This window comes from Kribbella sp. NPDC048928, assembly GCF_043197975.1.
In the GTDB taxonomy this organism is placed as follows: domain Bacteria; phylum Actinomycetota; class Actinomycetes; order Propionibacteriales; family Kribbellaceae; genus Kribbella.
Genome location: NZ_JBICUC010000001.1, coordinates 1,330,637 through 1,357,302 on the forward strand (window position 1 = coordinate 1,330,637; position 26,666 = coordinate 1,357,302).

General features: G+C 68.2%; 18 protein-coding genes. 6 read left to right on the plus strand and 12 right to left on the minus strand.

Features of this window, described 5'->3' with window-relative positions; all coding sequences use genetic code 11:
- Positions 1 to 30 precede the first annotated feature (30 nt).
- Positions 31 to 591 (plus strand): hemerythrin domain-containing protein, encoded by a 561-nt coding sequence (locus ACGFI6_RS06410; RefSeq protein WP_393115639.1) that lies wholly within the window; start codon positions 31 to 33, stop codon positions 589 to 591.
- Here the strand turns inward: ACGFI6_RS06410 and ACGFI6_RS06415 are convergent.
- Genes ACGFI6_RS06415 through ACGFI6_RS06445 form a run of 7 tightly spaced genes read right to left on the minus strand, consistent with a single transcriptional unit; the run spans position 588 to position 10,404 of the window.
- Positions 588 to 818, minus strand: a complete 231-nt coding sequence (locus ACGFI6_RS06415; RefSeq protein ID WP_393115640.1) for a hypothetical protein — start codon at positions 816 to 818, stop codon at positions 588 to 590. The genes ACGFI6_RS06410 and ACGFI6_RS06415 overlap by 4 nt on opposite strands.
- Positions 796 to 1,527: a sirohydrochlorin chelatase gene (locus tag ACGFI6_RS06420; protein WP_393115641.1), complete on the minus strand. Its 732-nt coding sequence runs from the start codon at positions 1,525 to 1,527 to the stop codon at positions 796 to 798. Before ACGFI6_RS06420 ends, ACGFI6_RS06415 begins: the two co-directional genes overlap by 23 nt.
- Complete coding sequence (locus tag ACGFI6_RS06425; RefSeq protein WP_393115642.1) at positions 1,524 to 2,648, minus strand: uroporphyrinogen-III synthase; 1,125 nt, start codon at positions 2,646 to 2,648, stop codon at positions 1,524 to 1,526. Before ACGFI6_RS06425 ends, ACGFI6_RS06420 begins: the two co-directional genes overlap by 4 nt.
- On the minus strand, positions 2,641 to 2,958 hold the full coding sequence (nirD, locus tag ACGFI6_RS06430) for a nitrite reductase small subunit NirD (RefSeq protein WP_393115644.1): 318 nt from the start codon (positions 2,956 to 2,958) through the stop codon (positions 2,641 to 2,643). The genes ACGFI6_RS06425 and nirD overlap by 8 nt, the downstream gene beginning before the upstream one ends.
- Entirely contained in the window at positions 2,955 to 6,914 is a 3,960-nt protein-coding gene (gene nirB / locus ACGFI6_RS06435) for a nitrite reductase large subunit NirB (protein WP_393115645.1), read from the minus strand. Before nirB ends, nirD begins: the two co-directional genes overlap by 4 nt.
- Complete coding sequence (locus tag ACGFI6_RS06440) at positions 6,911 to 9,031, minus strand: molybdopterin oxidoreductase family protein (protein ID WP_393115647.1); 2,121 nt, start codon at positions 9,029 to 9,031, stop codon at positions 6,911 to 6,913. The genes nirB and ACGFI6_RS06440 overlap by 4 nt, the downstream gene beginning before the upstream one ends.
- Positions 9,028 to 10,404 carry a NarK family nitrate/nitrite MFS transporter gene (locus tag ACGFI6_RS06445; RefSeq protein ID WP_393115648.1) on the minus strand — a complete coding sequence of 459 codons (1,377 nt, stop codon included), beginning with the start codon at positions 10,402 to 10,404 and terminating at the stop codon, positions 9,028 to 9,030. Before ACGFI6_RS06445 ends, ACGFI6_RS06440 begins: the two co-directional genes overlap by 4 nt.
- Positions 10,405 to 10,616: 212 nt before the next feature.
- Here ACGFI6_RS06445 and ACGFI6_RS06450 point away from each other — a divergent pair, with 212 nt between their 5' ends.
- The 3 genes from ACGFI6_RS06450 (at position 10,617) to ACGFI6_RS06460 (ending at position 15,813) form a co-directional block, all read left to right on the plus strand.
- Positions 10,617 to 12,806: an MMPL family transporter gene (locus ACGFI6_RS06450; protein ID WP_393115649.1), complete on the plus strand. Its 2,190-nt coding sequence runs from the start codon at positions 10,617 to 10,619 to the stop codon at positions 12,804 to 12,806.
- Between the two features lie 481 nt (positions 12,807 to 13,287).
- Positions 13,288 to 15,201, plus strand: a complete 1,914-nt coding sequence (locus ACGFI6_RS06455) for a hypothetical protein (RefSeq protein ID WP_393115650.1) — start codon at positions 13,288 to 13,290, stop codon at positions 15,199 to 15,201.
- A 171-nt stretch (positions 15,202 to 15,372) separates the two neighbouring features.
- Entirely contained in the window at positions 15,373 to 15,813 is a 441-nt protein-coding gene (locus tag ACGFI6_RS06460) for a YdeI/OmpD-associated family protein (protein WP_393115652.1), read from the plus strand.
- 269 nt (positions 15,814 to 16,082) lie between these two features.
- On the opposite strand, the gene ACGFI6_RS06465 is transcribed toward ACGFI6_RS06460, so the two are convergent.
- On the minus strand, positions 16,083 to 16,253 hold the full coding sequence (locus ACGFI6_RS06465; protein ID WP_393115653.1) for a hypothetical protein: 171 nt from the start codon (positions 16,251 to 16,253) through the stop codon (positions 16,083 to 16,085).
- A 432-nt stretch (positions 16,254 to 16,685) separates the two neighbouring features.
- Here ACGFI6_RS06465 and ACGFI6_RS06470 point away from each other — a divergent pair, with 432 nt between their 5' ends.
- The gene (locus ACGFI6_RS06470; protein WP_393115654.1) at positions 16,686 to 17,963 is read left to right on the plus strand and encodes an MFS transporter; all 1,278 of its coding nucleotides are present in this window, start codon (positions 16,686 to 16,688) and stop codon (positions 17,961 to 17,963) included.
- Here the strand turns inward: ACGFI6_RS06470 and ACGFI6_RS06475 are convergent.
- Positions 17,950 to 20,961 (minus strand): LuxR C-terminal-related transcriptional regulator, encoded by a 3,012-nt coding sequence (locus ACGFI6_RS06475; RefSeq protein ID WP_393115655.1) that lies wholly within the window; start codon positions 20,959 to 20,961, stop codon positions 17,950 to 17,952. The genes ACGFI6_RS06470 and ACGFI6_RS06475 overlap by 14 nt on opposite strands.
- Before the next feature lie 94 nt (positions 20,962 to 21,055).
- On the opposite strand from ACGFI6_RS06475, the gene ACGFI6_RS06480 reads away from it, so the two are divergent.
- On the plus strand, positions 21,056 to 22,492 hold the full coding sequence (locus tag ACGFI6_RS06480) for an Nramp family divalent metal transporter (RefSeq protein WP_393115656.1): 1,437 nt from the start codon (positions 21,056 to 21,058) through the stop codon (positions 22,490 to 22,492).
- Between the two features lie 6 nt (positions 22,493 to 22,498).
- Here the strand turns inward: ACGFI6_RS06480 and ACGFI6_RS06485 are convergent, their stop codons facing one another.
- The 3 genes from ACGFI6_RS06485 to ACGFI6_RS06495 form a co-directional block, all read right to left on the minus strand.
- Positions 22,499 to 23,275: an aminoglycoside 6-adenylyltransferase gene (locus ACGFI6_RS06485; RefSeq protein ID WP_393115657.1), complete on the minus strand. Its 777-nt coding sequence runs from the start codon at positions 23,273 to 23,275 to the stop codon at positions 22,499 to 22,501.
- A gap of 89 nt (positions 23,276 to 23,364) precedes the next feature.
- Positions 23,365 to 25,719, minus strand: a complete 2,355-nt coding sequence (locus ACGFI6_RS06490) for an ATP-binding protein (RefSeq protein ID WP_393115658.1) — start codon at positions 25,717 to 25,719, stop codon at positions 23,365 to 23,367.
- On the minus strand, positions 25,712 to 26,641 hold the full coding sequence (locus ACGFI6_RS06495; RefSeq protein ID WP_393115660.1) for an SMP-30/gluconolactonase/LRE family protein: 930 nt from the start codon (positions 26,639 to 26,641) through the stop codon (positions 25,712 to 25,714). Before ACGFI6_RS06495 ends, ACGFI6_RS06490 begins: the two co-directional genes overlap by 8 nt.
- Positions 26,642 to 26,666 lie beyond the last annotated feature (25 nt).

Sequence of the window (26,666 nt, forward strand, 5' to 3'; positions counted from 1 at the left end):
AATTGTCTCTCCGAGCCAAAGGTTATGCGCATGCTCCTCCAGCTCACCACCTCCTGGCTGCGCAAGCTCCGCGCCACCGGCGCTGAGCGGGATACGGCGTTCGCGACGTACCAGGAGAACACCGACCGCGTGATCCAGGTTGTCGCGCTCACCCCCGCACGGATCGGCGCTGCGACCGCGCAGCTGAAGGAGATTCACAACGGCCTGCGCGAGCAGCTGAACAGCACCCTTGCTGCGGTCGACGCCTATCTCGCCGGCGACGGACCAGCGCCCACTCAACTCAAGACGCTCCAGCAGCACTGCCTGTCGTTCTGCGGCTCGCTGCACGCCCACCACTCACGAGAGGACGGCGTCTTCCCGCGCCTCGCCGCCGACTTCCCCGAACTCAAGCCGGCCCTCAACCGGCTCACCCAGGAACACATGACTGTTGCCAACCTCAACGAGCAGCTGACCGCGACCGTTGAGCAACTCGTCAACGACCCGAGCCAGGCCGAAAGCCTCCGCGCCGACCTCAACCAACTCGCAGCAACCCTCGAAGCCCATTACACCTACGAGGAAGCCCACCTAGGTCCCGCGCTGGACGCGGGCTAGCTGCTCTTGCGCCGTCCGAAGATCCAGTACGCCGCCGGTGCCGCGCCGACCGAGTTGAACAGGGTGAGGAACAGCGCCCACAACGGCTTCGGCCCGCGAACCTGCGCCGCCGGCCGACGCGCGAGATCAGCCAGCGCGACGGCCTTCAGCACACTCTCGACCACCGCCCCGGCCACAACCAGCTTCTGACTCCGCGGACTCAGCTCATCCCACCGCTTGCCACTCATCCCCCCACGATGCGCCCGCCCTGGCCGACAAGCAAGCACCGTTCCCGGCCAGTGCGGCGTCGTACCGACGGAGCGCGAGCGTAGCCAGCCGCGGGTCTGGTGCCAGTGGGAGCGATACCCGATGCGCGCCGGCCTGGCGGTGCACCAGGGTGTTGAAGAATCCTGGGGCAAGAAGGTAGGTCGCCACCGCCAAGCGGCCACGGGTGCGAGCCAGTACGGCAGGGAGCCGGTCGCCGGCGCCCGAGATGTAGCCGACGTGAACCGGGCGGTCGATGCGCTGGGCAAAGAGCTTCGCCGTCGTGTCGCAGTCGTCGAGCGCGCGCGGATCCGACGAGCCGGCTGCGGCGAGGACGACCTGGTCGACGCCCGACAGGTCGCCGAGCCGATCGGCCAGGATCTCGACCAGCAACGGATCCGGCCCGAGCGCGGCGGCCGCATGCACCCGGCCGGGATAACGCCGCGACTCGGCCGCGACATCGACGTACACGTGGTACCCCGAGCTGAGCAGCAGCGGTACGACGACAGCGTCCTCGGCGTCCGTGATGACGCGACGAACGAGCGAAGGCAACGCGGGCGTCAGAAGATCGACGAACCCCAGCGAGATCGGAAGGTCCGGACGCTGCCGAGCCATCTCCCGCACTAGCTCGTGGACCACGTCGATGCCACGCGGATCCGCCGTACCGTGGGCGACCGCGATGAGATCGGTCATGTCGGCACCCCGGCGGGCTCGACCGCGAGGCGATAACCACGCCGTACGACCGTACGCACCAACTCCGGCCGTCCGACCGCCGTGCGCAAACGATTGACCGTCACCTCCACGGCATGTACGTCCTCCGCGCCAGGCAGGACGGCGAGCAACTCAGGCCGCGACACCACGTCCCCACCGGCCGCGACCAGCGCCGCCAGCACGGCGCGCGGACCCGGCCCCAGGGGCAGTACGACCCCATCGAGCACCGCCGCGCCGCCACGGATCACGAGTTGCCCGTACGACGTCGCAATAGACCGCGCGTTCTCGTCGGTCAGCCGATCGGTGACGATCCGGATCAACGCACCCAGCCGGTAGCGGTCCGGGACGAGCGGTTCCAATCCCAAGGCTGCAAAGGGCCCCGCCGTCACCGGACCGACGCACGCGTTCAGCACCCGCCCGGTCCGCAATGCCGCCACCAACTCGTCGTACGAACCCGTCAATGCCGCCGCGTCCAGCATCGCCTGCGCACCCGGCGCCGACGTGTGCACAACCGCATCCACCGTCCCCGCGCACACCTGCGAGATCATCCGCTCCACCACGACCGGGTCGGGCGCCGGCCCCCATCGATAGACCTCCAGCCCGCGCACCGACGCCCCCGCCGACCGCAGCGCATCCTGCAGCGACGGATCCGACAGCCCGTGCAACTGGACGACGATCTTCCGCCCGTCGACGCCCTGTGCCCGCAGCCAGTCGACGACCTCGGCTGTGGTCTCGGACCGCGCCGACCAGTGCTCCACCAATCCCGCCGCGCGGATCGCACCGCGTGCCTTCGGGCCGCGCGCCAGGATCCGCGCCTGCTCGAGCGTACCGAGCAGGTCCGCCGCGAGGCCCGCCGTGTCGGCCGCCTCGATCCATCCACGGAACCCGACCGCCGTCGTCACCACCACGTCGTCCGGCGGGTTCGCGATCACCCGCCGGGTCGCCTCGAGCAGCGCATGGTCGTCGGCGACCGGCACGATCTGCAGCGTCGGCGCATGCAGCACCTTCGCCCCGCGGCGCTCGAACGACGCGATCAGGTCCTCCGCGCGCCGGTGCGCGGTGACCGCGATCGTGCACCCGTTGAGCGGACCGCTTCTAGGCACCCGGACCCACCACAACCTGACCGTCGCGAACCACCACCGGATAGACCGGCAACGACACCTCCGGATCGTCCAGACAGGCCCCGGTCCGCAGATCGAAGACCTGCTTGAACATCGGCGACGCCACCGTCGGTACGTCGCCGCGGCTGCCGACGATGCCGCGCGACATCACGTTCGCCCCGCTGTACGGATCCTGGTTGCCGATGGCAAACACCTCCCCGTCGTGGGTACGGAACAGTGCGATCTGTACGTCGCCGAGCAACGCGGCAACGCCCCGCTCCGGCAACAGTACGTCGAACGCGCAGACGTTCACGGGCGGACCTCCAATCGCGGGCCGGCCAGCAGGACCGGCTCCAGCTTCCCGCGTTCGGCCTGGGTGGCCGGGCGCGGCTGGTTGCGCTCGACCACGTACCGCAGGTCGGCGTCGGGCTGGTCGGGTGCGTTCACGAACGACACGAACCGCGCCAGCTTCGCCGGATCGTTGAGCGTCGCGCGCCATTCGTCGACGTACGAGCCGACGTGCCGCGCCATCGCGGCGTCCAGGTCGGCGGCGATCCCGAGGCTGTCGTTCAGTACGACGTCCCGCACCTGATCCAGACCGATCTCGCGCATCCACACCGCCGTCCGCTGCAGACGGTCACCGGTACGGATGTAGTACATGAGGAACCGGTCGATCGCCTGGAAGAGCTCCTCGTCCGTGAGGTCCGACGCGAGCAGCTCCGCATGCCGGGGCGTCATCCCGCCGTTGCCGCCGACGTACAGGTTCCAGCCCTTCTCGGTCGCGATCACGCCGACGTCCTTGCTGCGGGCCTCCGCACATTCGCGCGCACAGCCGGAGACGCCGAGCTTGAGCTTGTGCGGCGACCGCAGTCCGCGGTACCGGAGTTCGAGCGCGATCGCCATCCCGACCGAGTCCTGCACCCCGTACCTGCACCACGTCGAGCCAACACACGACTTCACCGTCCGCAACGCCTTGCCGTACGCGTGACCCGACTCGAACCCCGCATCCACCAGCCGCTTCCAGATCGCGGGCAGCTGCTCGATCCGCGCGCCGAACAGGTCGACCCGCTGGCCACCGGTGATCTTCGTGTACAGCCCGAAGTCGCGCGCCACCTCGCCGATCGTGATCAGTCCCTCAGGGGTGATCTCGCCGCCGGGGACCCGCGGGACGACCGAGTACGTGCCGTCCTTCTGCATGTTGGCCATCACGTGGTCGTTGGTGTCCTGCAGGGTCGCGCGCTCGCCGTCGAGGACGTGTCCGGCCGGATCGGTACTGGCCAGGATCGACGCCACCACGGGCTTGCAGATGTCGCAGCCGCGACCGGTCCCGTGCCGCTCCACGATCTCGCTGAACGTCCGCAGTTCGGTGATCCGTACGACGTCGAACAGCTCGGCCCGCGACAGCGCGAAGTGTTCGCACAGCGCCTTGCTGACCTCGACGCCGGCCTTGGTGAGCTCGCTGTTCAGCAGGTTCTTCACGATCGGCAGGCAGGATCCGCAGCTCGTGCCCGCACGCGTCTTCCCGCACACCGACTTGATGTCGGTGCAGCCCTCGTCGCGGACAGCGCACCGGATCGTGCCGGCGGACACGTTGTTGCACGAGCAGACCGGGGCGTCGTCGGGGAGCTCGAGCTGCGCGGGCGCGGCGCCCTCGGGCAGGAGGAACGCGGCCGGGTCCGCGCCGAGTTCGCGGCCGACCATCGGGCGCAGACCCGAGTACGCCGACGCATCACCGACGAGGATGCCGCCGAGCAGCGTACGGGCGTCGTCGGACAGCACCAGCTTCTTGTAGACGCCCGCCACCGGGTCCGCGTACACGATGTCCAGCGCGCCCTCGGCTGCCCCGAACGCATCGCCGAAGCTCGCAACGTCGACGCCGAGCAGCTTCAGCTTGGTCGAGGTGTCCGCGCCGGGGAACGTTGCCTCGCCACCTAGGAGGCGGTCGGCAACAATCTCGGCCATGGTGTAGCCGGGGGCAATCAATCCCCACACGCGGCCTTCAATACACGCGACTTCACCGATCGCCCAGACTCCGGGCACCGACGTGCGGCAGGCCTCGTCGACGATCACACCGCCGCGCTCGCCGATCGCCAGGCCGGCCGCGCGACCGAGCTCGTCACGCGGACGGACACCGGTTGCGAACACGACCACGTCGGCCGGCAGATCGGGGCCGTCGGCAACAGCCATCGCGCGGGCGGCTCCCTGTGAGGTGAGCTTCACGCGCTGGCAGGCGGTTCCGGTGAGTACGTCGACGTCGAGGTCCTCGATCAGCCGGGACAGCGCGGCGCCACCGCCTTCGTCGACCTGCAAGGGCATCAGCCGCGGCGCGAACTCGACCACCTTCGTTGCCGCGCCCAACGCTCGCAGGGCACCAGCCGCCTCAAGTCCGAGCAGACCGCCGCCGACCACGACCCCCTTGACCTGTTTACCTTCCGACTTGAGCCGCTCGACGTAGACGCGGAGCGCCGCGACGTCGTCGATGGTGCGGTAGACGAAGCAACCCTGCGCGTCGTTGTTCTTCACCGGTGGGACGAACGCGGCAGAGCCGGTCGCGAGCACCAACTCGTCGTACGCGACCTGCTCGCCGCGCGCGGTCGTCACTGTCTTCGCGGTGGTGTCGATCGCGGTGATCTGCACACCCTTGCGGAGGTTGACCGCCGGGTCGTCCCAGAGCTCCGGTTCGCCGAGCGACAGGTCGTGCGGGTCGCGTCCGGAGAAGTAGCTCGTCAGCGCCACCCGGTCGTACGGGAGCCGCGGCTCCTCGGCGTACACCGTGATCCGGTAGTCGATGTTCGTGTCGCGCTGCCGCAGCGCCTCGACCAGGCGGTGCGCCACCATACCTCCGCCGACCACCACCACATGCTTGGCCTTGTTCAGCTCTGCCATCGTCGCCCTCCTGCTCGGGACTGGTTCGGTCTCGCCGCGCCGGAGGCGGTCGAGCAGTTCGCCGACGGCGCCGGTGCAACTGCCGCACCCGGTCGTCGCCCGCGTCGTGGCGGCGATGCCGGCGACACTGTCGGCACCCCCACGCCAGGCCGCCTCGATCGCGACCCTGGTGACGCCGTTGCACCTGCACACGGTCGGCACCCGCTGCTGCTTCTGCTGTACGTCGTTGGGCTCGCCAAGCAACCCGTCTGCCACCACCGGCGTCCCGCGATCCGCCAGCAACACCAACTCCGCCGCAACCTCCGGCGCCCCCACCACCACCGCCGATCGCACGACCCCGTCCCGCAACACGGCCCGCACATACCGCTCACTGTCCTCAAGCCGGACAACCTCCCCGGCCGCGTCCCGGTCCCCGAGCACAAGCACATCCAGCCCACCCGCCGTAACCCGCACAACTTCCACACCACCGGCCGACGCAACCCCCACCCCCTCACCACCGGGTGCCGCGGCTCCTACCCCCATCCCCTCGCCTAGGGCGGGTGAAGCGAGTAGGGCGGTGGCGTGTAGATGGTGGGCGAGGGCTTCTGCCTGCGACCACGCCGAGGCGACCGTCCCGGTAACCCGTCCCTCGAACTCAGCGCAATCGCCGATCGCATGCACCCACGGATCGTCAGGACTCGTGAACGTCTCGTCCACAACGATCCCCGTACGCACGGTCAGACCATCAGCCAACTCAGTACGAGCCCGCACACCACACGCAACCACCAACAGATCGCCGTACACCAACAGCCCGTTCCGTAGCCTCAACGCACGGAACTGACCGCCCTCGGTCCCGTCCACCTCCGCGTTGAGCAGCACCTCGACCCCAAGCCGCCGCACCGCCCGCGTAACCCGCCGCCCAGCCGACGGACGAATCGTCTTGTCCAGCAGACTTCCGCCGTCATGCACCAATGTGACCGCAACCCCGCGCTCCCTCAACGCACAAGCGGTCTCGACCCCCAGCACCCCACCACCAAGTACGACAGCCCGCCGCGCCCCGTCCGACGCCGCAACCACCGCCCGCGCATCCTCAACGGACCGCAGCAACAGCCCGCCCTCCACACCAGCGGGCACCACCGGCACCGCCCCGGTCGCGAACACCAACCGGTCGTACGGGTACTCCCGCCCATCCGCCCCGGCAACAACCCGCCGTACCCGATCGACCCGCACCGCCCGAGCCACCGGCTCGTTGCCCACAGCAACCTCGGCCCGCCCGGCAACGTACTCCGTCAACCGGCTCCTGTTGTACGACGGCTCGTCCCCCAGCAACGTCACGTCGTACGAGGGCGACAACTCGGCCAGCCGCCGCCCAGCCATCCCGCCGCCAATGATCACCACTCTCATGCCGACACCCCCGTCGCACCCAACTCGGCGGCACTGACCTCGACCGCACACGCCTTGAACTCGGGCATCCGCGACACCGGGTCGAGCGCATCGTTCGTGAGCTCGTTGACCGCCTCGGCAGCACCGAAGTGGAACGGCACGAAAACGGTGTCCGGCCGTACGTCCGCCGTGACCCGCGCGGGCAGCACCATCGACCCGCGCGCCGTCCGCAACCGCATCGGACGCCCGTCGCCGATCCCCAACTGCACCGCCACCCGCGGATGGATCTCCGCAAAGACCTCCGGCTCCGCCTCCGCCAGCTCCGGCACCCGCCGGGTCTGCGCACCACTCTGGTAGTGCTGCAACAACCGCCCGGTGACCAGATAGAGCGGCGCCTCCGCGTTGAGGTCGTCCGCCACCGGGCGATGGTCGACCGGTACGACATGCGCCCGACCGTCCACCGTCGGAAACCCGTCGGCGAACAACCGCGGCGTCCCCGGATGCCCCTCGGACGGGACCGGCCAGAACAAGGCCTCGCCGGCGTCCAGCCGCTCCCACGTGATCCCCGAGTAGTCGGCTGTCCCGCCCGCGCTCGCCCGCCGCAGCTCCTCGAACACCTCGGCCGGATCCGCGGAAAAGCTCGGTATCCCGAGCCTTTCCGCCAGCCCCGCGAACACCGCGAGATCGCTGCGCACCTGCCCCGGCGGAGCCACCGCGGCCCGCCGCCGCAGCACCCGCCCTTCGAGGGACGTCATCGTCCCTTCTTCCTCGGCCCACTGCGTCACGGGGAAAACGACATCCGCCAGTAACGCAGTCTCGGACGGCACCACGTCCGCAACCACCAGCAACTCCAGTGCCGCGAGCCGATCCCGCACCGACGCAAGGTTCGGCGCCGACACAAGCAGGTTGCTCCCGTGTACCAACAGGGCTTTCGGACCGCCTGCCGTACCAAGCGAGTTGATCAGCTCGACCGCACTCTTTCCGGCCCGCGGCAACTCCTCCGGCCGGACACCCCAGATCTGCGCGATGTACGAACGCGCCGCCGGGTCCTCGATGCTCCGATAACCGGGCAGTTGATCCGCCTTCTGCCCGTGCTCACGCCCGCCCTGACCGTTCCCCTGCCCGGTGATGCACCCGTACCCGCTCCCCAACCGACCAGGCAACCCGAGCGCCAGCGCGAGGTTGATGCACGCCGTGACAGTGTCCGTGCCCTTGCTGTGCTGCTCGGCACCGCGCCCGGTCAGGATGTACGCGCCGGCGCCACCATGCACCGGGGCAGCCGCCGCCAGTACGCGCGCCGCCTGCCGGATCGTGGCAGCTGGAACGCCGGTCACCCGTTCCGCGCGCTCCGGCCACCACGAGGCGGTCGACCGGATCAGCAGGTCGGGGTCATCGACGCGTTCCTCCAGAAATGCTGTGTCAGCGAGCCCTTCCTGCAGTACTACGTGGGTGAGCGCGAGGACCAGTGCAAGATCCGTACCGGGCGTCGCCTGGAGGTGCAGGCCGGCGCCGTCGTCCGTGAGGCTCGCAGTGCCCGAGCGGCGCGGGTCGACGACCAGAAGCCCACCCGCGTCCCCTGCCCCTTGCAGATGCGCGACCGCCGGCGGCATCGTCTCCGCGATGTTGCTCCCGACCAGCAGAACAGCGCCCGCGCCACCCAGATCGGCCAGTGGGAACGGCAGCCCGCGGTCGATCCCGAACGCCCGGTTCGTCGCCGCGGCTGCCGACGACATGCAGAACCGGCCGTTGTAGTCCACGTTGGCCGTCCGCAGCGCGACCCGAGCGAACTTCCCGAGCGCGTAGGCCTTCTCGTTCGTCAGCCCGCCACCGCCGAAGACCGCGATCGCATCCCGCCCGTGCGCGGCCTGCAGCGCCTGGATCCGCTCGGCGACGAAGTCGAGCGCGGCATCCCAGCTCGTCTCCTCGAGCTCGCCCGCCGCGTTGCGGACGAGCGGCACGGTGAGCCGGTCGGGCGTCGTCAGTACGTCGGGAGCCGTCCAGCCCTTGCGGCACAGGCCACCCTTGTTGGTCGGAAAGTCGCGCGGCTGTACCTCGACGACACCCGGCCCTTCGACCGGGTGCAGCGTGGTGGCGCATTGCAGCGCGCAGTACGGGCAATGCGTCGAGACTGCTGTCACACGCGCTCCCGGCTGAGCCGGCCACCCTTGCGCAGGTAGCAGAAGTACGTCACCGCGAGGCAGACGACGTAGAAGCCACAGAACACGTACAGCGCCGGGATCAGCGATCCGAAGTGGCTCGTCGACGTCGCGAATCCGCGCGGTACCAGGAAACCGCCGTACGCGCCGACCGCGGACGCGATCCCGATGCAGGCCGCCGCCTCCCGCCGGGCCCGGCCCGGGTCGTCCGGCGTGCTGAGCCGGAAAACCGCCGGAATCATCCGGTACGTCGATCCGTTCGCGATCCCACTGGCCACGAACAGGACCAGGAAACTGCCCAGGAACGCCGGAAAGCTTTCCGCCTTGAGCGAGAAAATTGCGGAAACAATTCCCAGGCCCATCACCACGAACGACCACACCGTGACCCGGGCGCCGCCGATCCGGTCGGCCAGCTTGCCGCCGAACGGCCGCGCCACGGAGCCGACCAGGGCGCCGAGGAACGCGTAGTGCGCCGGCGTGACGTCCGGAAACGTGGTCTTGATCAGCAGCGGAAACGCGGCTCCGAACCCGATGAACGACCCGAACGTCCCGATGTACAGGAACGAGATCACCCAGGTGTGCGGACGCTTGGCCGCCGCGATCGACGTACGGAACGAGGAGTTCGCCACGGAAAGGTTCGACATCGTTTTCCGCGCCCAGAACGCGGCCAGGACGATCAGCGGCAGCCACATCAGGCCGGATCGGTTCAGCGTCAGGCCGGCACCGGCGACGACCACGATCGGCACCAGCAACTGGACCACCGCGACCCCGAGGTTGCCGCCGGCCGCGTTCAGGCCGAGCGCGAAACCCTTTTCCTTCTCCGGGTAGAAGAAGGAAATGTTCGTCATGCTGCTGGCGAAGTTTCCGCCGCCGACGCCCGCCGTGGCCGCGACCAGCGCCATCAGCCAGAACGGTGTTTCCGGCTGCGTCATGAAGTACGACAGTCCGGCGGTCGGGACGAGTAGCAGCAGCGCGGAGACGACAGTCCAGTTCCGCCCGCCGAACCGCGGTACGGCGAACGTGTACGGCAGCCGCAGCGTCGCACCGACCAGGCTCGGCAGCGCGACCAGCCAGAACAGCTGATCGGTGCTGTAGCCGAACCCGGCCTTCGGCATCGACACCACGACGATGCTCCACAGCTGCCAGACCGAGAATCCGAGGAACTCGGCGAAGATCGAGGGCCACAGGTTCCGGCGGGCGACCGCGCGGCCCTGACCGGCCCAGAACGTGGCGTCCTCGGGGTCCCAGACGTCGATCCAGCGTCCGCGCCGCGGCGCCTCGACCGTGCCCACCGCGCCGCTGCCGTCTGTTTGGCCGCGGGTGGCGACAGCCGCTTGCCCTGCCTCGAGCGTCATCGCAAGTCTCCGATCATCCGACCCCACTGATTAGGCCTGGACGTTATGACCGGGGTGTTTCCGCGTAGTCATCTTGTTGTTACGCCGCCGAAACGGCTCCCGCACACCCGTCGGCGGGCGGTGAGAGATCCGTGGGCGGTGAGAGATCAGCCGACCGGCGGTGGGTACTGTTTGAAGCTCGGGGCGGGATCGGACAGCGAGGGGACCACGCCGTGCACGACGACGAGCAGGACGCCGCCGCAGCAGGTGGAAAGCACCGCGCCTCCGGGCCGAGCGGCCGCAGGCGGTGGACGTGGCGCGCGGCCATCGCGCTGGTACTGATCGGCTGGCTCGTGCTCGGATCGCTCGGCGGGCCGTCGATCGGCAAGCTCAGCGAGGTCCAGCAGAACGACAACGCGAACTTCCTCCCGAAGCAGGCCGAGTCGACGCAGGTCGCCAACGAGTCCGCCAAGTTCGTCGACTCCAAGGCGCTGCCGTACTTCGTCCTGATCGAGCGCGACACCCCGATCACCCCGGCCGACCTGGCCAAGGTGCAGGCGTTCGCCGAGCGGATCCCGGCGCTCGACCTCGGCGGCGGGAAGAAGCTCGGCGACTACCTGACCGCGCCGATCGCGAAGGCGACACCATCGGGCGACCAGAAGGCCCTGCTGCTCACCGTGCAGGTCGACGGCGACCGTGCCGACGAGGTGGTCGAGCAGGGTCAAACTGTGTTGTACGCCGTTGCGAAGGCGCTCCGGGACGACATCAAGCAGGACCTCACGCCGACCGGGCTGCAGGTCTACGTCACCGGTCCGGGCGGTGTGTTCGCCGACTTCGTGGTCGCGTTCAGCGGGATCGACGGGATCCTGCTCGGCGTCGCGCTCGCCGTGGTGTTCGTGATCCTGCTGATCGTGTACCGCAGCCCGATCCTGCCCATCGCCGTACTGCTCACTGCGGTCTTCGGGCTCGCCCTCGCCGCGCTCGTCGTGTATCCGCTGGCGAAGAACGGCACCCTGCAGCTCAACGGCCAGAGTCAGGGTATTCTGTTCATCCTGGTCGTCGGGGCGTCGACGGACTACGCGTTGCTGCTCGTCTCCCGTTACAAGGAGGAGTTGCACGACTACGAGAGCAAGTATCGGGCGATGCGGGTCGCGTGGCGCGCGTCGATCGAGCCGATCGCGGCCAGTGCGGCGACCGTCATCCTCGGGCTGCTCTGCCTGCTGCTGTCCAAGCTCGGCAGTACGAAGGGTCTCGGGCCGGTCGGCGCGCTCGGCATCGCGGGCGCGTTCATCGCGGCGATGACGTTCCTGCCGGCCATCCTGCTCGCGTTCGGGCGGCGCATCTTCTGGCCGTCGATCCCGCGGCTCGACCACGTGCACTCCAGCGACCAGGTCGGCGGTCGGCGGCTCTGGGGCCGCGTGTCCGGGCTGGTCGGGCGCCGGTCGCGGCGGGTCTGGGCGATCACCGCGCTGGCATTGGTGGCGTGCGCGGCGTTCCTGCCGACGTTCAAGGCCAGCGGTACGTCACAGGAGGACCTGTTCCTCAACACGGTCGAGTCGGTCACCGGCCAGGAGCAGCTCGCCAAGCACTTCGACGCCGGCGCCGGTACGCCCGTACAGATCCTCACGCCCGTCGCCCAGGCCGACCAGGTGGTGCAGACCGCGATGAAGGTCGACGGGGTCGCCTCGGCGTCCGCGTCGGTTGCTCCCGGCGTACCGCCGAAGGTTGTCGACGGCAAGGTACTGGTCCAGGCCACGCTGAAGATCCCGGCCGACTCACCGGACGCGACCAAGGTGGTCAAGCACCTGCGCACCGAGCTGGACAAGGTGAGTCCGGACACCCTGGTCGGCGGCAACACCGCGATCAACCTCGACGTACTGGACGCCGCGCAACGCGATCTGCGGGTGATCATCCCGACCATCCTCGCGGTGATCTTCGTGGTGCTGATGCTGCTGCTGCGCTCGCTGGTCGCTGCCATCCTGCTGGTGATCGCGAACGTGCTGTCGTTCGGCGCGACGGTCGGGGTGAGCGCGCTGATGTTCAACCATGTGTTCAAGTTCCCGGGGGCGGATCCGGGGATTCCGCTCTATGCCTTCGTGTTCCTGGTTGCCTTGGGCATCGACTACTCGATCTTCCTGATGACCAGGGTTCGCGAGGAATCGCAGGAGCACGGCACCAGACCCGGCATCCTCGTCGGCCTCGCGGTCACGGGTGGCGTCATCACGTCCGCGGGCGTCGTGCTCGCGGCCACCTTCTCAGCACTCGCCGTACTCCCCATCCTCTTCCTGGTCCAGATCGCCTTCATGGTCGCCTTCGGCGTCCTGCTCGACACCACCGTCGTCCGCTCTCTCCTGGTCCCCTCGATCGCCCACGACCTGGGCAGACACATCTGGTGGCCCAGCAAACTCGCCAAACACCCCTAGCCCTCTGCCTGCCGCACCTGGAGAAGGTCAGCACGCAGTACGTCGACACGCCCGTCGCGCGGTTCCACTACTCGAAGACTGGTCGCGGCTCACCGCTGATCCTGCTTGCCGGTGGCGCCCTGTGGATTTACTCCTACCGCGACATCCTCCCGGAGCTGTCCAAGCAGCACACGGTGTACGCCGTGGCCCCTTCCGGGACAGGGATACACGACTGTCCATCAAGGCGACTTCGCCCACGACCCGGATGCGATGGCCGGTGCGGTGCGTTCGCTCATGAACGCCATCGGCGTTTCTCATGCGGCGGAGGTCGGGCATTCCTGGAACGGTGCGGTCCCGCTATACCTGGCGGAGCGGCACCCGGAACACACCGGCAAGTTGATGCTCAGCCGCTGAACGGGATCGGTAGCTTTCCCTTGTGAATAAGGGAAAGCAGGTCGATCCGGATTTGGCGATGCAGATTCCGTGATGTAGAATCGAACGCATGTTCGAGATTGATCTGGATGTGTTGGTGACGCGTGACCTGCTGGAGCAGGCCGCGGAGTGCCGCGCGATCGCGAACCGTTCCGATGCGCGGCTGTTGGAGTGCGCCCAGGTCTATGCCGACCGCTACCACCCGTCGAACGTGGAGCCGCGTCCTGCTCGTCGTTCGTATGACGGTCGTGAGCGTGCTGTTGTGCTGGGTGGTGACGGTTGCCCCGAGATTGCGGAGTTCGCGATCGCAGAGTTCGCGGTGGTAGTCGGTGTCTCTCCTGGTGTGGGCCGTGACCTGCTCGCCGACGCCCTCGCCCTGCGGCATCGTTTCCCGCGCACCTGGGCGCGTGTCCAGTCCGGCGAGGCGACCCCGTGGAAGGCCCGTCAGATCGTCCGCACCTGCACCCGCCTGCACCACGAAGCCGCCGCCTACGTCGACGCCCGGGTCGCGGGCGTGATTGACACGATCTCTCCGTACCGGCTGACCGAGATCGTGGCCGCGGCCAAACGCGCCGCGGACCCTGGTCTGGCTGCGAAGGATGCCGCGGAGGCGGCCGACAAGCGGGGCGTGTTCATCAGCCGCGACGACGGCCACGGCAACAAGACCCTGTGCATCGTGGCCCCGTCGGCTTCGGTCGACCGTCTGAATGCGAAGTTCCGCGACATCGCCGAAGCCCTCAAGTCCCTCGGCGATCTACGCCTGCTGCAGCACCGTCGAGCCGCCGCAGCCGAGATCTTGTCCGACCCCCACTTCACCCTCGAACTCCTGGCCCAGGCCCACCACCACACCAGCCCCCTCACCACCCCCGAACCAGCCCCAGAACCCACCACCACCCCAAGCACCGCTCCGCGCACCGCTTCAGGCACCGCTCCAGGCACCGCCCCGCAGCCAACCACGGCGCCCACCCCGAGCTCAGCCTCCGACCAGAGCAGAGGGTCCGCCCAGGGCACAGGGTCCGAGTCAACGGGCGATGCGAGCATCGAGGCACGAACGAAGCCCAAGCCGGCCCCGGAGCACGCACCGATCACCGAGCCTGAACCGGGCACCAAGTCCGGACCGGCCATCGCATCGGACGATCCGATGGAACCAGACACCCAGCAGGACTTGCTCGAGTTGGTAGAGCCGATGGGGCCGCCGGACGATCCGTGGCTGGAAGCAACCGGCCCATACGATCCCGACCCACCCACCGACCCTTTCCACCAACCCCCACCCACCAATCACGCACGCCCCGGCCCGTACCCAGACATGCATCCGGACCTGGACACGGGATCCAAGGACGAACCCGCCGAGGGTCCGCCAATGGACCCTGCCGCACTCCGCGCGTTGGCCGCCCGCCTCGCGCAAATCAAACACGACGCCTACACCAACCCCGCTCACGCCCACCCCAGTGCCGACGCGGGGGGCGGTTCTGGGCGAGAGCGTTCGAGGCAGGCGCGGCCGGGACAGACCGAGGTCGTCGTACACCTCACCGACCGGACACTCGCGAACAGCGCCGGCGTATTGCGGGTTGAGAACCTTGGGCCGTTGCTCGCCTCACAGTTGGGTGAGCTGATCGGCTATGGCCCGTACACAGTGAAGCCGGTGATCGACCTCAACGACGCCGTCAGCGTGAACGCCTACGAGATCCCCAAACGGATCCGTCAACGCGTCAAGTACATGTACCCCGTGGAACTCTTCCCGTACGGGACCCGAGAAACCAGCGACAGCATCGACCTCGACCACATCAAACCCTACGACCCCCACGGCCCCGCCGGCCAAACCAGCACGGACAACCTGGCACCGCTCGGACGATTCGGGCATCGGGTGAAGACCCACGCCCGTGGATGGAGCCTGCGCCGCATCGACGACAAGACACTGGAATGGACCACGCCCCACGGCTTCACCTTCCACGTCGACCCCAACGGCACCCACCGCCTCAACTGACGCCCGCCGTACGGAGGCACCCGGATGATCCACGGTCAGCGCCTGCCGTCGTCGATGCGCGTTCTCCCACATCGAATCCTCGACCACGACGCAGTACGCCGGTCCGCTGCCCCATCGAGCGTCCCACCGCTGAGAAGGCCACCGGCGCGAGTTCCTTTGTACGGTGGGGACATGGAGACGTTCGACGGCCGGATCGTGGTGAATGCAGGCGGCGGGGCCTGGGTGGAGGTGCCGGGGGAGGTTGTTGCTGCGCTCGGTGGGGGTGGGCGGATTCCGGTGCTCGCGACGTTCGACGGGGTGGCGTACCAGGGGTCGATCGCGTCGATGGGTGGATGCATGGCGTTGGGGGTGCTGAAGAGCATCCGCGCGGAGTTGGGTAAGGGAGATGGAGACGCGGTCATCATTACGGTGCAGCGGGACGCGGGCCCGCGAACCGTCGAGGTACCAGAGGACCTGGCCGCTGCGCTCGCGGATGCCGGATTGCGCGAGCAGTTCGACAAACTGAGCTACACCCACCGCCGCGAGCACGTAAACGCCATCACCAACGCCAAGAAGCCAGAAACCCGCCGCCGCCGCATCACCAAAGCCATGAATCTGCTAGCAGAACAGTAAGCGCCCACCCAAGCCTCAGCCCCCACAGCCAGGCAGATCAGCACGCACGACCGGTCGGCAGCCCAGCAAGCACCGCCCGCGCAGCCAGCGCACACGGCAGACGGCAGACGGCAGACGGCAGACGGCAGACGGCGAATGCACCACAGTCAGCGAGTGCGGCACAGTCAGCGAGTGCGGCACAATCGGCGGGTGCGGGACAGTCGGCGGGTGCCGCCTAAGGGGCGAGTGCGGCAGGCCGCCAAGTGCTGCAGGCCGGACGACATCGGCGGTCACCGCGCCAGGTCGGCGGATGCGCCGGCACGCCAGCAGGCGCGCCAAGTCAGCGGGTACCAGATGAGCAGCCGGCGCGACACGCCCACGTCGATACCTGCGGCAGGGCGATAGATGCCGCAGGTCGGCGAGCACCACAGGCGCAGCCAGCGCGCCAACTCGGCCAGCACAGCAGACCGACATCAGCAGGTGCGGCAGGGCGGTGCACCGCAGGTCGGCGGATGCAGGCCCGCACCTCGGTAGGCGCTGCAAGCCGGCGGGCGTCAGATGAGCGGCCGGCGCGACAGGTCGGCGGACGCCACACGCGCAGCCAGCACGCCAGCTCTGCGCCTAGGTAGGTCGGCACATCGGTAGGTCGGCACATCGGTAGGTCGGCACATCGGTAGGTCGGCACATCGGTAGGTCGGCAGACGGGCGAGTGCGGCAGGTCGGCACATCGATGGGTGCGACAGGTCAGCGGGCGGGCGCGACATGGCGTGGCAGGGCGGCGTGCGGCAAGAGGGTGGGGGTCGGAGGAGGTCGGGTCGCAGGAGGTCGAGTCGCAGGAGGTGGGGTGGCAAAAGGGGTCGCTTGTGGGGGGTGGGAGGGGGGATTCTTGGGCGGTGATTTCTCCGCTTCGGGGGTTGGCGTTTCGGTATTTTGCTGGTGGGCAGCTGGTTTCGCTGCTGGGTAGTTCGATGGCGCCGATCGCGTTGACGTTTGCGGTGCTGGATGCGTCGGGAGATCCGACGGAGCTTGGTGTTGTACTTGCGGCGCGCATGGTCCCGATGTTGTGTTTCATCTTGGTCGGTGGCGCGATAGCCGACCGATTCCCCAGGCGCACAGTACTGATCGCCGCCAACGCCGGTGGAGCATTGACGCAGGGCGCGGTCGCCGCGGTACTGATCACGCACAACTATGACCTCCTACTGATCAGCGTGTTGAGCGCGGCGAACGGCGTACTGGACGCGTTGACCTCCCCAGCGCTGCGAGGTCTCGTACCCGAACTGGTCGAGCCGGACCAATTGCGCATGGCAAACGCCTTGCTCAGCTCGGTACGCAACGCAACCAAGCTCATCGGCCCTGCCCTCGCCGGCGTACTCGTGGCAACAGCAGGCAGCGGCCCCACGATCGCGATCGACGCCGTCAGCTACCTCCTCGCGGCGCTCATCCTCGGCCAACTGCGACCCACCACACGCAAACCAGAGGCGCCGCGCAGCAACCGGCCCACCCTGCCCACGAGCATCGCTAGAGCCGCGAGCACTGCTAGCACTACGAGCGCCGCTAGAGCCATGCTTGCCGACATCAGACGTGGCTGGCGCGAGTTCCGGGCCATCCGATGGGTCTGGGCCGTCACCCTCTCCTCCGCTCTGATGAACCTCGCCAACACCGGCGTCTGGCAGGTCCTCGGCCCACCACTCACGAAGGACCTCGCGGGCGAGGCGACTTGGGGCCTCGTCCTGAGTACCCGCGGCGTCGGCCTCCTCGTCATGAGCGCCTTGATGTACCGCCTCGTCGTACGGCACCTGCTCCGCACCGGCCAACTGCTGAGCGCGCTCGGAGCACTCCCACTCCTCGCCCTCGCGCTAGGACTGCACCCTGTCTGGCTCCTGGCCGCAGCCTTCGCGGCCGGCATCGGATTCTCGATCTCCGGCGTCAGCTGGGACACCTCCCTGCAGGAGCACATCGATCGCGACGTCCTGTCCAGGATCTCCTCACTCGACGATCTCTTCTCGTTCATCGCGATCCCGATCGGATTGCTCGCGGCCGGGCCGCTGGCCAACATGTTCGGGGCGCAACGAGTGACGCTGGTAGCTGCCCTGATCTATCTGCTGTCGGCCTGGGGTTCCTTGCTTTTCAAGGACGTTCGCGCGCTCCCGCACGGGGTCAGGGGCGTTTGAGGGAGGCTAGTTCGGTGCGGTTTGCGACGCCGAGTTTGGCGTATACGTGGGCGAGGTGGGTCTTGACGGTGCCCCGGCTCATGAAGAGGCGTTCGGCGATCGAAGGGTTGCTGAGCCCCTCGACGGCTAGCGCGACGACCTGTTGCTCGGTCGGTGTGAGGCTGGCCCAGCCGGATGACGGTCGGCCGCGGGCACCTCTGGTACGGCGGGCGTACGCCACGGCCTCGTCCAACGGAAGGGCCTCGCCGGCGACGGGCAATTCTGGACGATCGGCATGGACGGCCAGACCCAGCTCGGTGCGGGCCGCGGCCGCGGACGTCGCGAGCCGGAGGGCGTCCGCGGAGCGATTGGTGTGATTCGCCAATAGGGCAAGGGATTCCAGGCTGTCGATGACGTACGTCCGCAGGCCGTGATCGACGCGGATGGTCAACGCCTCGTGCAGCAGCTCGGCAGCCTTGTCCGGATTGTCGACGATCCGGTCACGGCCGAGCTGGTCGAGGGCGTCGGCAAGGATCCGGGGCAGGTTGTAGCGCCGCGCCAGCTCGGCCGCACGCTCGAGCAACTCATCGGCGTCCTCCCCCAGCGCGCGCTTGGCCGCCGCGACGGTCGGCAGCAGCATCGCCGGCGCAAACGTTCCGGCGAGCGGGCTGTCGGGCGCGGTGTCACGAGCCAGCCATTCGACGGCGGCGCCGTACTCCCCGGTCCACAAGGAGATCAGCCCCATCACCTGCCCGAGATTCGACACCACGGAGCCCGCTGTGTGGGCCAGCTCGAGCAGTGGCCGCATCAACTCGCGAGCCTCGTCGGGACGGCCGGTGCGGACCAGAACCGCGGCCAGCTGCCCACGCGCCGTACCGACGCGGTGGAAGTCGGCGAGCGGCTCGGCCGCGGCGAGGGCGCGTTCGGCGAGCTCGACGGCCTTCAGGGGCTCGCCGGTGGAGACGAGGCTCTCGGACCAGACAGTCAGTACGGTCGACGCGATGCCCCGCTCGCCGCTGGTGATCAGGCCGTCGGCGGCGCGATCGAGCAGCGGACGGAGCTCGTCGTGCCGGTCCCACAGCGACAGCAGTACGCACTGCAAAGCGACGTTGGCGTTCCGGGCCGCCTCGTGACCGATCCCGTCGGCGAGCCGCACGCCCTCCGCCGTCAGGTCCCACGCCTTCTCGAAGTCGGTGAAGAACTCCCCGACCGCAACGAGCGCGAGGAACAGTGACCGCAATCGATCGTCGCCGAGTTCGGTGGCGAGGTCGAGTCCGCGGCCGGCGGCGTCGTACCCGAAGGGATCGACGGTGTCGGCGACCGTCGCGTACGCGTGCAGCAAACGGGCCTGCAGCAACGTCCGGTCGTCGGGGGCACGATCGATCGCCCGACGCAGGTAACCGATGCCCTCGGAGCCGGTCGCCTGCAGGTTCCAGAGCCAGCGGAGGGCGGCGGCGAGGCGCCGGCCGCGTTCGGGATCGGCGGCTGCCAGACCGTGTTCGAGTGCGGCCCGGTAGTTCTCACGGTCCGGCTCGATGAGCGCCCGCCAGGCGTCACGATCCTTGTCCAGCAAGGGTTCCGCGGCCTCCGCGACCTGGAGGTAATGATCGAGATGCCGGTCCTGCGCGCCGTCGTCCTCCGCGAGACGAGTTCCGGCGTACTCCCGGATCGTCTCCAGCAGCCGGTACCGACCGCCCTCCGCGACCACAAGCGATTTGTCGACAAGCCGCGATAGGATGGCCAGTACGGCAGGCTCCTCCGCGACTGCCTGCACCGCGGAGAGCGTGAACCCACCGGAGAAAACAGCGAGCCGCCGGAACACCCGCCGCTCGTCCTCGTCGAGCAGGTCGTAGCTCCAGTCGATCGAGGCGGCCAACGTACGCTGCCGCGCCGCCACACCGCGGACGTTCTTCGTGAGCAGCCCGAACCGATCACTCAGCCCCGCCTCGATCTGCAGAGGCGTCAATGTACGGGTCCACGCCGCCGCCAACTCGAGAGCAAGGGGGATCCCGTCGAGCCGTACGCAGATCGAACGGATCGCCTCGCCCACGTCCGGGGCCCCGGGCTGATCCACGGTGGAACGTTCCAGGAAGAGGTTTCGCGCCTCGTCCGGAGACAACGCGGGGACCTGCCAGGTGGATTCGCCGGGGATGTTGAGGGATTCGCGACTGGTGGCGAGGACGCTGATCTCCGGGCACCCCGTCTGCAGGGCGCCCACAAATTCGGCGACACCTTCGATGATCTGTTCGCAGTTGTCGAGGCAGATCAGCGCACGCTTGGTCCGCAACTGCCCGATCAGCAGGCGGTCCCCGGGCTCGACGAGCAGACCGATCGCGGCCGCAACCGCCTCGGGGAGCTGCGAACCGTCGGTGAGAGCAGAGAGGTCCACCCACCAAACGCCGTCGGGCCAACGCTCGGCCAGGTCCGCGGCGGTTTGCGCAGCAAGACGCGTCTTGCCGCTGCCACCGGGACCGGTCAGCGTGACGAGACGGCTGCCGGACAACTGCGTACGAAGAGCAGAAACCTGAGTCGCCCGGCCGACGAAGCTGGTCAGCATCACGGGAAGGTTGTTCGGCACCAGGTCGAGCGATTGCAACGGATCCCCGGTCGATGTCAGCTCGAAGATCCGTTCAGGAGAACCAAGATCCCGCAGCCGATGCACTCCCAGGTCGGAAAGGTCGGGCAGGCCAACGGCAGTGGTTGCGGTGAGCAACGTCTGCCCAGGGTTCGCGATCGCGAGCAGTTGCTCGGCATGCCGTACGGCAGGAGTCGCCGCCGGCGCACTGTGTACCGCGATCCGGAGCAACTCCCCGGCCGGCGCCAACGCTGCCGACAGACGGAGCGCTTGAGCGGCGGCGATCGCGTCCGCCACCGATAGGTACACGAGGACCGGCCACCCGGCATCCCGGCGCACCAGCTGCTCCCCCGGCAGCTCCGCGACCAGCCCGGCCAGCCTCGCGTACGCCGGTGCGCTCGCGGCCCCGGCGTACGACGCGGTCAGAACTGTCACCCCACCCATGGCCGTCAGTCTGCCATCCGGCCTGTGTCGGGTCGCCATTGTCGACAGTATTCGCTACCCTCCGGATCAGGGGGTCGAGGGAGTGAGGAGCCCGATGGCAAACACCGCATCCACCGACCACGGACGATTCGCACTACCGACCAAGAACCTGCCCGCACCGCAGGTTCGCGACCTTCCCGAGCCACCCGCGAACACCTGGAAGATCATCGGCCCCGGCATGGTCGGCGCCGGGGTGGGGCTGGCCTCGGGCGAATTCATCCTCTGGCCGTACATCTCCAGCCAGGTCGGCCTGGTGTTCCTCTGGGGCGCCGTCATCGGCGTGGTGGTCCAGTGGTTCCTGAACATGGAGATCGAGCGATACACGCTGGCCACTGGTGAGACAGCGTTGACGGGCTTCAACCGGTACGGAAAGCACTGGGGCCTGTTCTTCGCGATCATGACGTACTTCGCGAACCTCTGGCCCGGCTGGGCGACGAGCTCCGCGAGCATGCTGACGTACCTGTTCGGCGGCGGCGACGCGCGCTGGATCGCGATCGGCATGCTGGTGCTGATCGGCGCGATCCTGACCCTCGCGCCGGTCGTCTACGTGATGCTCGAACGACTGATCGCGGTGAAGATCGCCGCCGTCGCGGTGCTCGTCATCCTGGCGCTCGTGCTCGCGATCCGCGGCAAGACGTACGGCGCGCTCGGGGACGCGGTCACGAAGCCGGACTTCCCGGCCTCGCAACTCGGGTTCGCGCTGGTGATGGGCGCGATCGCGTACGCCGGCGCGGGCGGCGGCCAGAACCTCGTACAGAGCAACTGGATCCGGGACAAGGGCTTCGGCATGGGCGTCCACGTGCCGCGGCTGACGTCACCGGTGACCGGCGAGACCGAGGCCGACCCGACCGCCAACGGATACACGTTCCCGCCGGACGATAAGAACCTGGCCCGCTGGCGGCGCTGGTGGAAGTTCGCGAACATCGAGCAGGCCGCGACGTTCGTGGCGATCACCGTGGTGACGATCATCTTCACCTCGATGCTCGCGCACGCCACCCTGTTCGGCAACGGCGACGTGAAGAACAGCATCAGCTTCCTGAAGATCGAGGGCACGACCCTGCAGTCGATCGTCGGTGGCTGGTTCGGGTACCTGTTCTGGGCGATCGGCGCGTTCGCGCTGTTCGCCGCGGCGGCCGGGATCGTCGACTACACGTCCCGGCTCGCCTCCGACATGATCAAGGCCCGGTACCTGCGGACGTCGAAGATCTCCGAGTCCAAGCTGTACTTCTGGCTGGTCTGGGGACTCGTTGCCTTCGGCATCATCGTGCTACTGGCCGGCCTGACCCAGCCGCTCGTCCTGCTGGTGATCTCCGCGTGCACCGCCGGCACCATGATGTTCGTGTACTCCGGCCTGCTCTGGTGGATGAACTCGCGGGCTCTCCCGCAAGCCATCCGGATCACGACCTGGCGCTCGGCGGTGCTCTGGTTCTCGTTCCTCGCGTTCGGGTTCCTGGCCGTCTTCACCTTGATCGACCAGGTCAAGAAGCTCTGATACTGCTCAAGAAGCGCTGATGAAGGCGACGGCGGCGTCCTCCGCGGCAGTACGCCGCACCACCTGGACGCCGCTGTCGTCGCGCACCTTGCGGTAGACGTCGACGGCTGCCCGCAGCGCACGCAGGCAGTCGTCGGCCTCCGCCGTGGCGACTGTCTCCCGCAATTGGGGTACGAGCTCCGGCGCCAGCGTTTCGAGGCGCCGTACGCCCGCGGGTCGCTGGGTCCGGCCGAGCGTAGCCAGCGGTGCGATCGAGACGCCCCGAAGCGCGCCGAGAGTCTCGATCGCCTCGAACAGCTCACCGCGCGCGATCTTCACCGCGGCGTAGTGCACCCAGACCCAGAACCGGTCCTCGATCCACTGCGGATCCGGCTGCGGCCAAGCGGCCTCGGAGTCCGTACGTACCCGATCGACCGTGTCGTCGCGCTGCCACAACACGACACCGTCCTCGACCCGCGAACGCAGACCGTCCGACGTCACGAACTTCAGGTCCACGTGGACGAGCGGCGGCCCGTACAACGCGATCAGCAGCCGCGGCTCACCCACATGCTCACCGGTGAAACTCGACAGCAACGGGCCGACTCGGGCGGCGAATTCCTTCGCCTCGGCCAAGCACTCCGGCTGCCCTTCGTCCGTACACAGCAGCACCAGATCGAGATCCGAGTACTCGTCACTGGTGCCGGTGGCAACCGATCCGCCCGCCACCACCGCCAGCACCCGCGGGTCCTTCGCCGCCTCGGCGACCACGCTGTCTGCCATCGCCTGCAGATGTTCCGGAATCATGCCTACCAATCCTCCCTGGATCAGGTCAGCAGGCCATCATCTCCCATCCCTGGCGGCCGGGCGACCGATTTGTCGAGCTCGACGACCAGTTATCCGTCCAGCCCGTCGAGCAGTGCGCGCAATTCCGTCACCTGCGGAGCGCCGTGCCGCACCAGCAAGTCGAACGCCTGCTGCCACTCTATTCGCGCCTCGCCCTCTCGCCCAGCGGCCAGGAGCACGTCCCCGAGAAACCGCCGCACCCGTGCTTCTGGCTGCCAGTTCCCGCGCACGATCTCAAGCGCAACGAGTAGGTGCTGCTCGGCCATCCCCACCTTGCCGAGGGCGAGCCGTGTTCGGCCCAACTCTTCCTCGATCTCGGCGGCGTTGAAGTCGTTACCAGCACCGGCTCCGTGCATGCGCCCTTGCTCAAGGCAGACCACGGCCTCGTCAAGACGTCCCGCCTCCCGGTACGACGCACCGATCATGGTCATAGCCATCATTAGGTCGGTGTCGTCCGCGCTCGACCGGGCAAGGTCGGCGGCGCGCTCGAACTCGCGGGTCTGGTCCGCGAAGCGTGATTGCCTCCCCGCTATTCTCCCCGCAACCAGCCGACAGAAGCCTTCAAAGTCTGCGTCACCGAACTCCTGCGCGGCTGCAGTTGCGCGCAAGGCCGGTCCGACGGCCGCCTCATAGCGCCCAGCGCGTTCCAGGAAGTCAGCCAGGTATGCCTGCGCCATCATCTGCATTTCCGGGTAGTCCGCGATCCTGGGTGCGGCCAGCGCTGCCGTGATCTGCACGATGGCCTCGGCATAAGACCCCGCCAGCATGTACTGCACCGAGAGGTCGAATGGCAGCATGACCTTTGCAATGGGATCGCCGACCGATTCCTCCGCGGCTATCGCGACGTTGCTCAACACCACACCGTCATAGGTCCGGCGCCGATTCGTGAAGTACGGATTCAGCCCGATGGTGATCCGAGCCACCAAAACTTGCTCATCCAGGGTCCCTCGTGCGGCGCGAGCTGCCGCGGAGATGATCTCGTCGATCTGTTCATCGAACCATTGCAGGTACTGCGCGTAGGAGAGATTCTCGCCGTCCTCGGTCCAGTCCACCTCCTTCCAGTCGGTCGTCATCGGGCCGAGGAACCTCGTCGAGCGGAATCGCCAAGCCATGCCGAGGTAGAACCGCAGAACGCGTACCCGCGCAGCCACGCGCTCCTCGTCGGTGGTGAGTTCGTACGTCGTCTCTCGGACGAAGCTCCGAACCAGGTCGTGCATGTGGTAACGCCGTGGAGCCGGCGTCTCTAACAGGTGCAGGTCAACGAGACGTTCCAGGCGTTCCTCGGTCTCGGTGGCCGGGAGGTCGAGCAGCCGGGCGGCTACTCGAAGGTCCAGCTCCTCGCCCTCGAAGAGGCCGAGCAGCCGGAATGCAGCAACGGCCCTCGCGGCCTGCTCAGTAGCCCCGGACAAAGACACCTCTATGCTTGTTCGTACGTCCACGTCGCCGAGCGCCAACTCATCGAGCTTGCGGCGACTGGTGCGCAGACGTTCGGCGAACTCCGCGGCGGTCGAGTCCGGCTGCGCGGCAAGACGGGCGCCAGCAATTCGCAAGGCTAGGGGTAGGCCTCCGCACAGTCTCACGATGGCCTTCGCATTGAGGGGATCGGACCTGATGCGCCTACCGGAGACGACCTGATCCAGCAACTGCAGCGCTTCTTGCTCAAGCAGGGCGTCCAACGCGAGATGCGTCGCACCCGGCAGGCCCGACAGCGAGCGGCGACTTGTGACGATGACGGCGCAAGTCGATGTGCCGGGCAGCAGGGGTCGGACCTGCGACTCGCTCGCGGCGTTATCGAGGAAGACCAGCACTCGGCGGCCGGCAAGCGCCGAGCGGTATCTGGCCGCGAGCTCGTCGACGCTCGATGAGCTGTCGCCCACCTGAACTCCGAGACTGCTCATCAGCCGGCCGAGTGCATCCGCGGCTTTCATCGGCGGGCCGGGACCGAAGCCCCGGAGATTCAGGTACAGCTGGCCGTCCGAAAACCGGTCCGCAACCCGGTGCGCGACATGGACACCAAGCGCGGTCTTGCCGATGCCACCCATGCCGGCGATCGCCGCGACCACCACGACGCCCTGCCGTACATCACCGGAGGTGAACAACTTCTCTATGTCCGCGACTTGTTCGTCGCGGCCCGAGAAATCCTGCAGGTCGTCCGGCAGCTGCTCGGGTATCTGCCGCATCGCTCGGACTCTGGTGCCTGCAGCAACGAGTTCGGCGCGCTGTTCGTTCGTCAATCCCAGGCCGTCGCCCAGCAGATCGAGGGTGAGCGGCCGCGGATGTCTGCGCCGGCCGGCTTCTAGGGTCTTGATCGCCTCTACGCTGACGCCCGACGCTTCCGCCAGTTGCTCCTGCGACAGGCCAGCAGTACGTCGAAACGCTCGCAACACTGCCCCGAACTCAGACACGAGGACCGTAGGCCTCCGGGGCGCCGTTGGCGGTGGTGAAGAGGGAGTAGATGGAGGTGGTCGCGGTGAGGAACAGGCGGTTGCGTTTCGGGCCGCCCCAGGTGAGGTTGCTGACGGTCTCGGGGACCAGGAGCTTGCCGAGCAGCGTGCCGTCCGGGTGGTAGATGTGCACGCCGTCCGCCGCGGACGCCCAGACGCGGCCCTGGGTGTCGAGGCGGATGCCGTCGAAGATCCCGTTGCCGCACTCGGCGAACAGCTCGCCGCCGGTCAGCTTGTCGCCGTCGACGCTGAAGACGCGGATCGTCGCCTCTTCGGAATCGGTGATGTAGAGCAACGACTCGTCGAGCGAGAACGCCAGCCCGTTCGGCCGGTCGAAGTCGTCGGCGACCCGGCTCAGCCCGCCGTCCGGCGCGATCCGGTACACATGGCAGCCGCCGGTCTCGATCTCGCCCTTGTAGCCCTCGTAGTCGGAGTCGATCCCGTACGCCGGGTCCGTGAACCACACCGACCCGTCCCGCTTGACGACCACGTCGTTCGGGCTGTTCAGCCGCTTGCCGTCGTATTCGTGGGCGAGCACCGTGATGCCGCCGTGGTGCTCGGTCCGCGTCACGCGCCGGTTGCCGTGCTCACAGCTGACCAGCCGCCCCTGGGTGTCGCGGGTGTGGCCGTTGGTGTTGCCGGCCGGTTGCCGGAAGACGGAGACCTGGTACGACGTCTCGTCCCAGCGCAGGATGCGGTCGTTCGGGATGTCACTCCAGAGCAGGTACCGCCCGGCGGCGGAGTACACCGGACCCTCGAGCCAGCGCCCTCCGGTCCACAGCCGCTCGAGGTGGCGGTCCCCCCGGATGGGTTCGAACCGGTCGTCCAGCTTCTCCCAGACGGCCGGTGCGGTCCCCGCCAACGGCTGGAGAATTCCCGTCATCACGACTCCTCGCAAACTCGGCTGC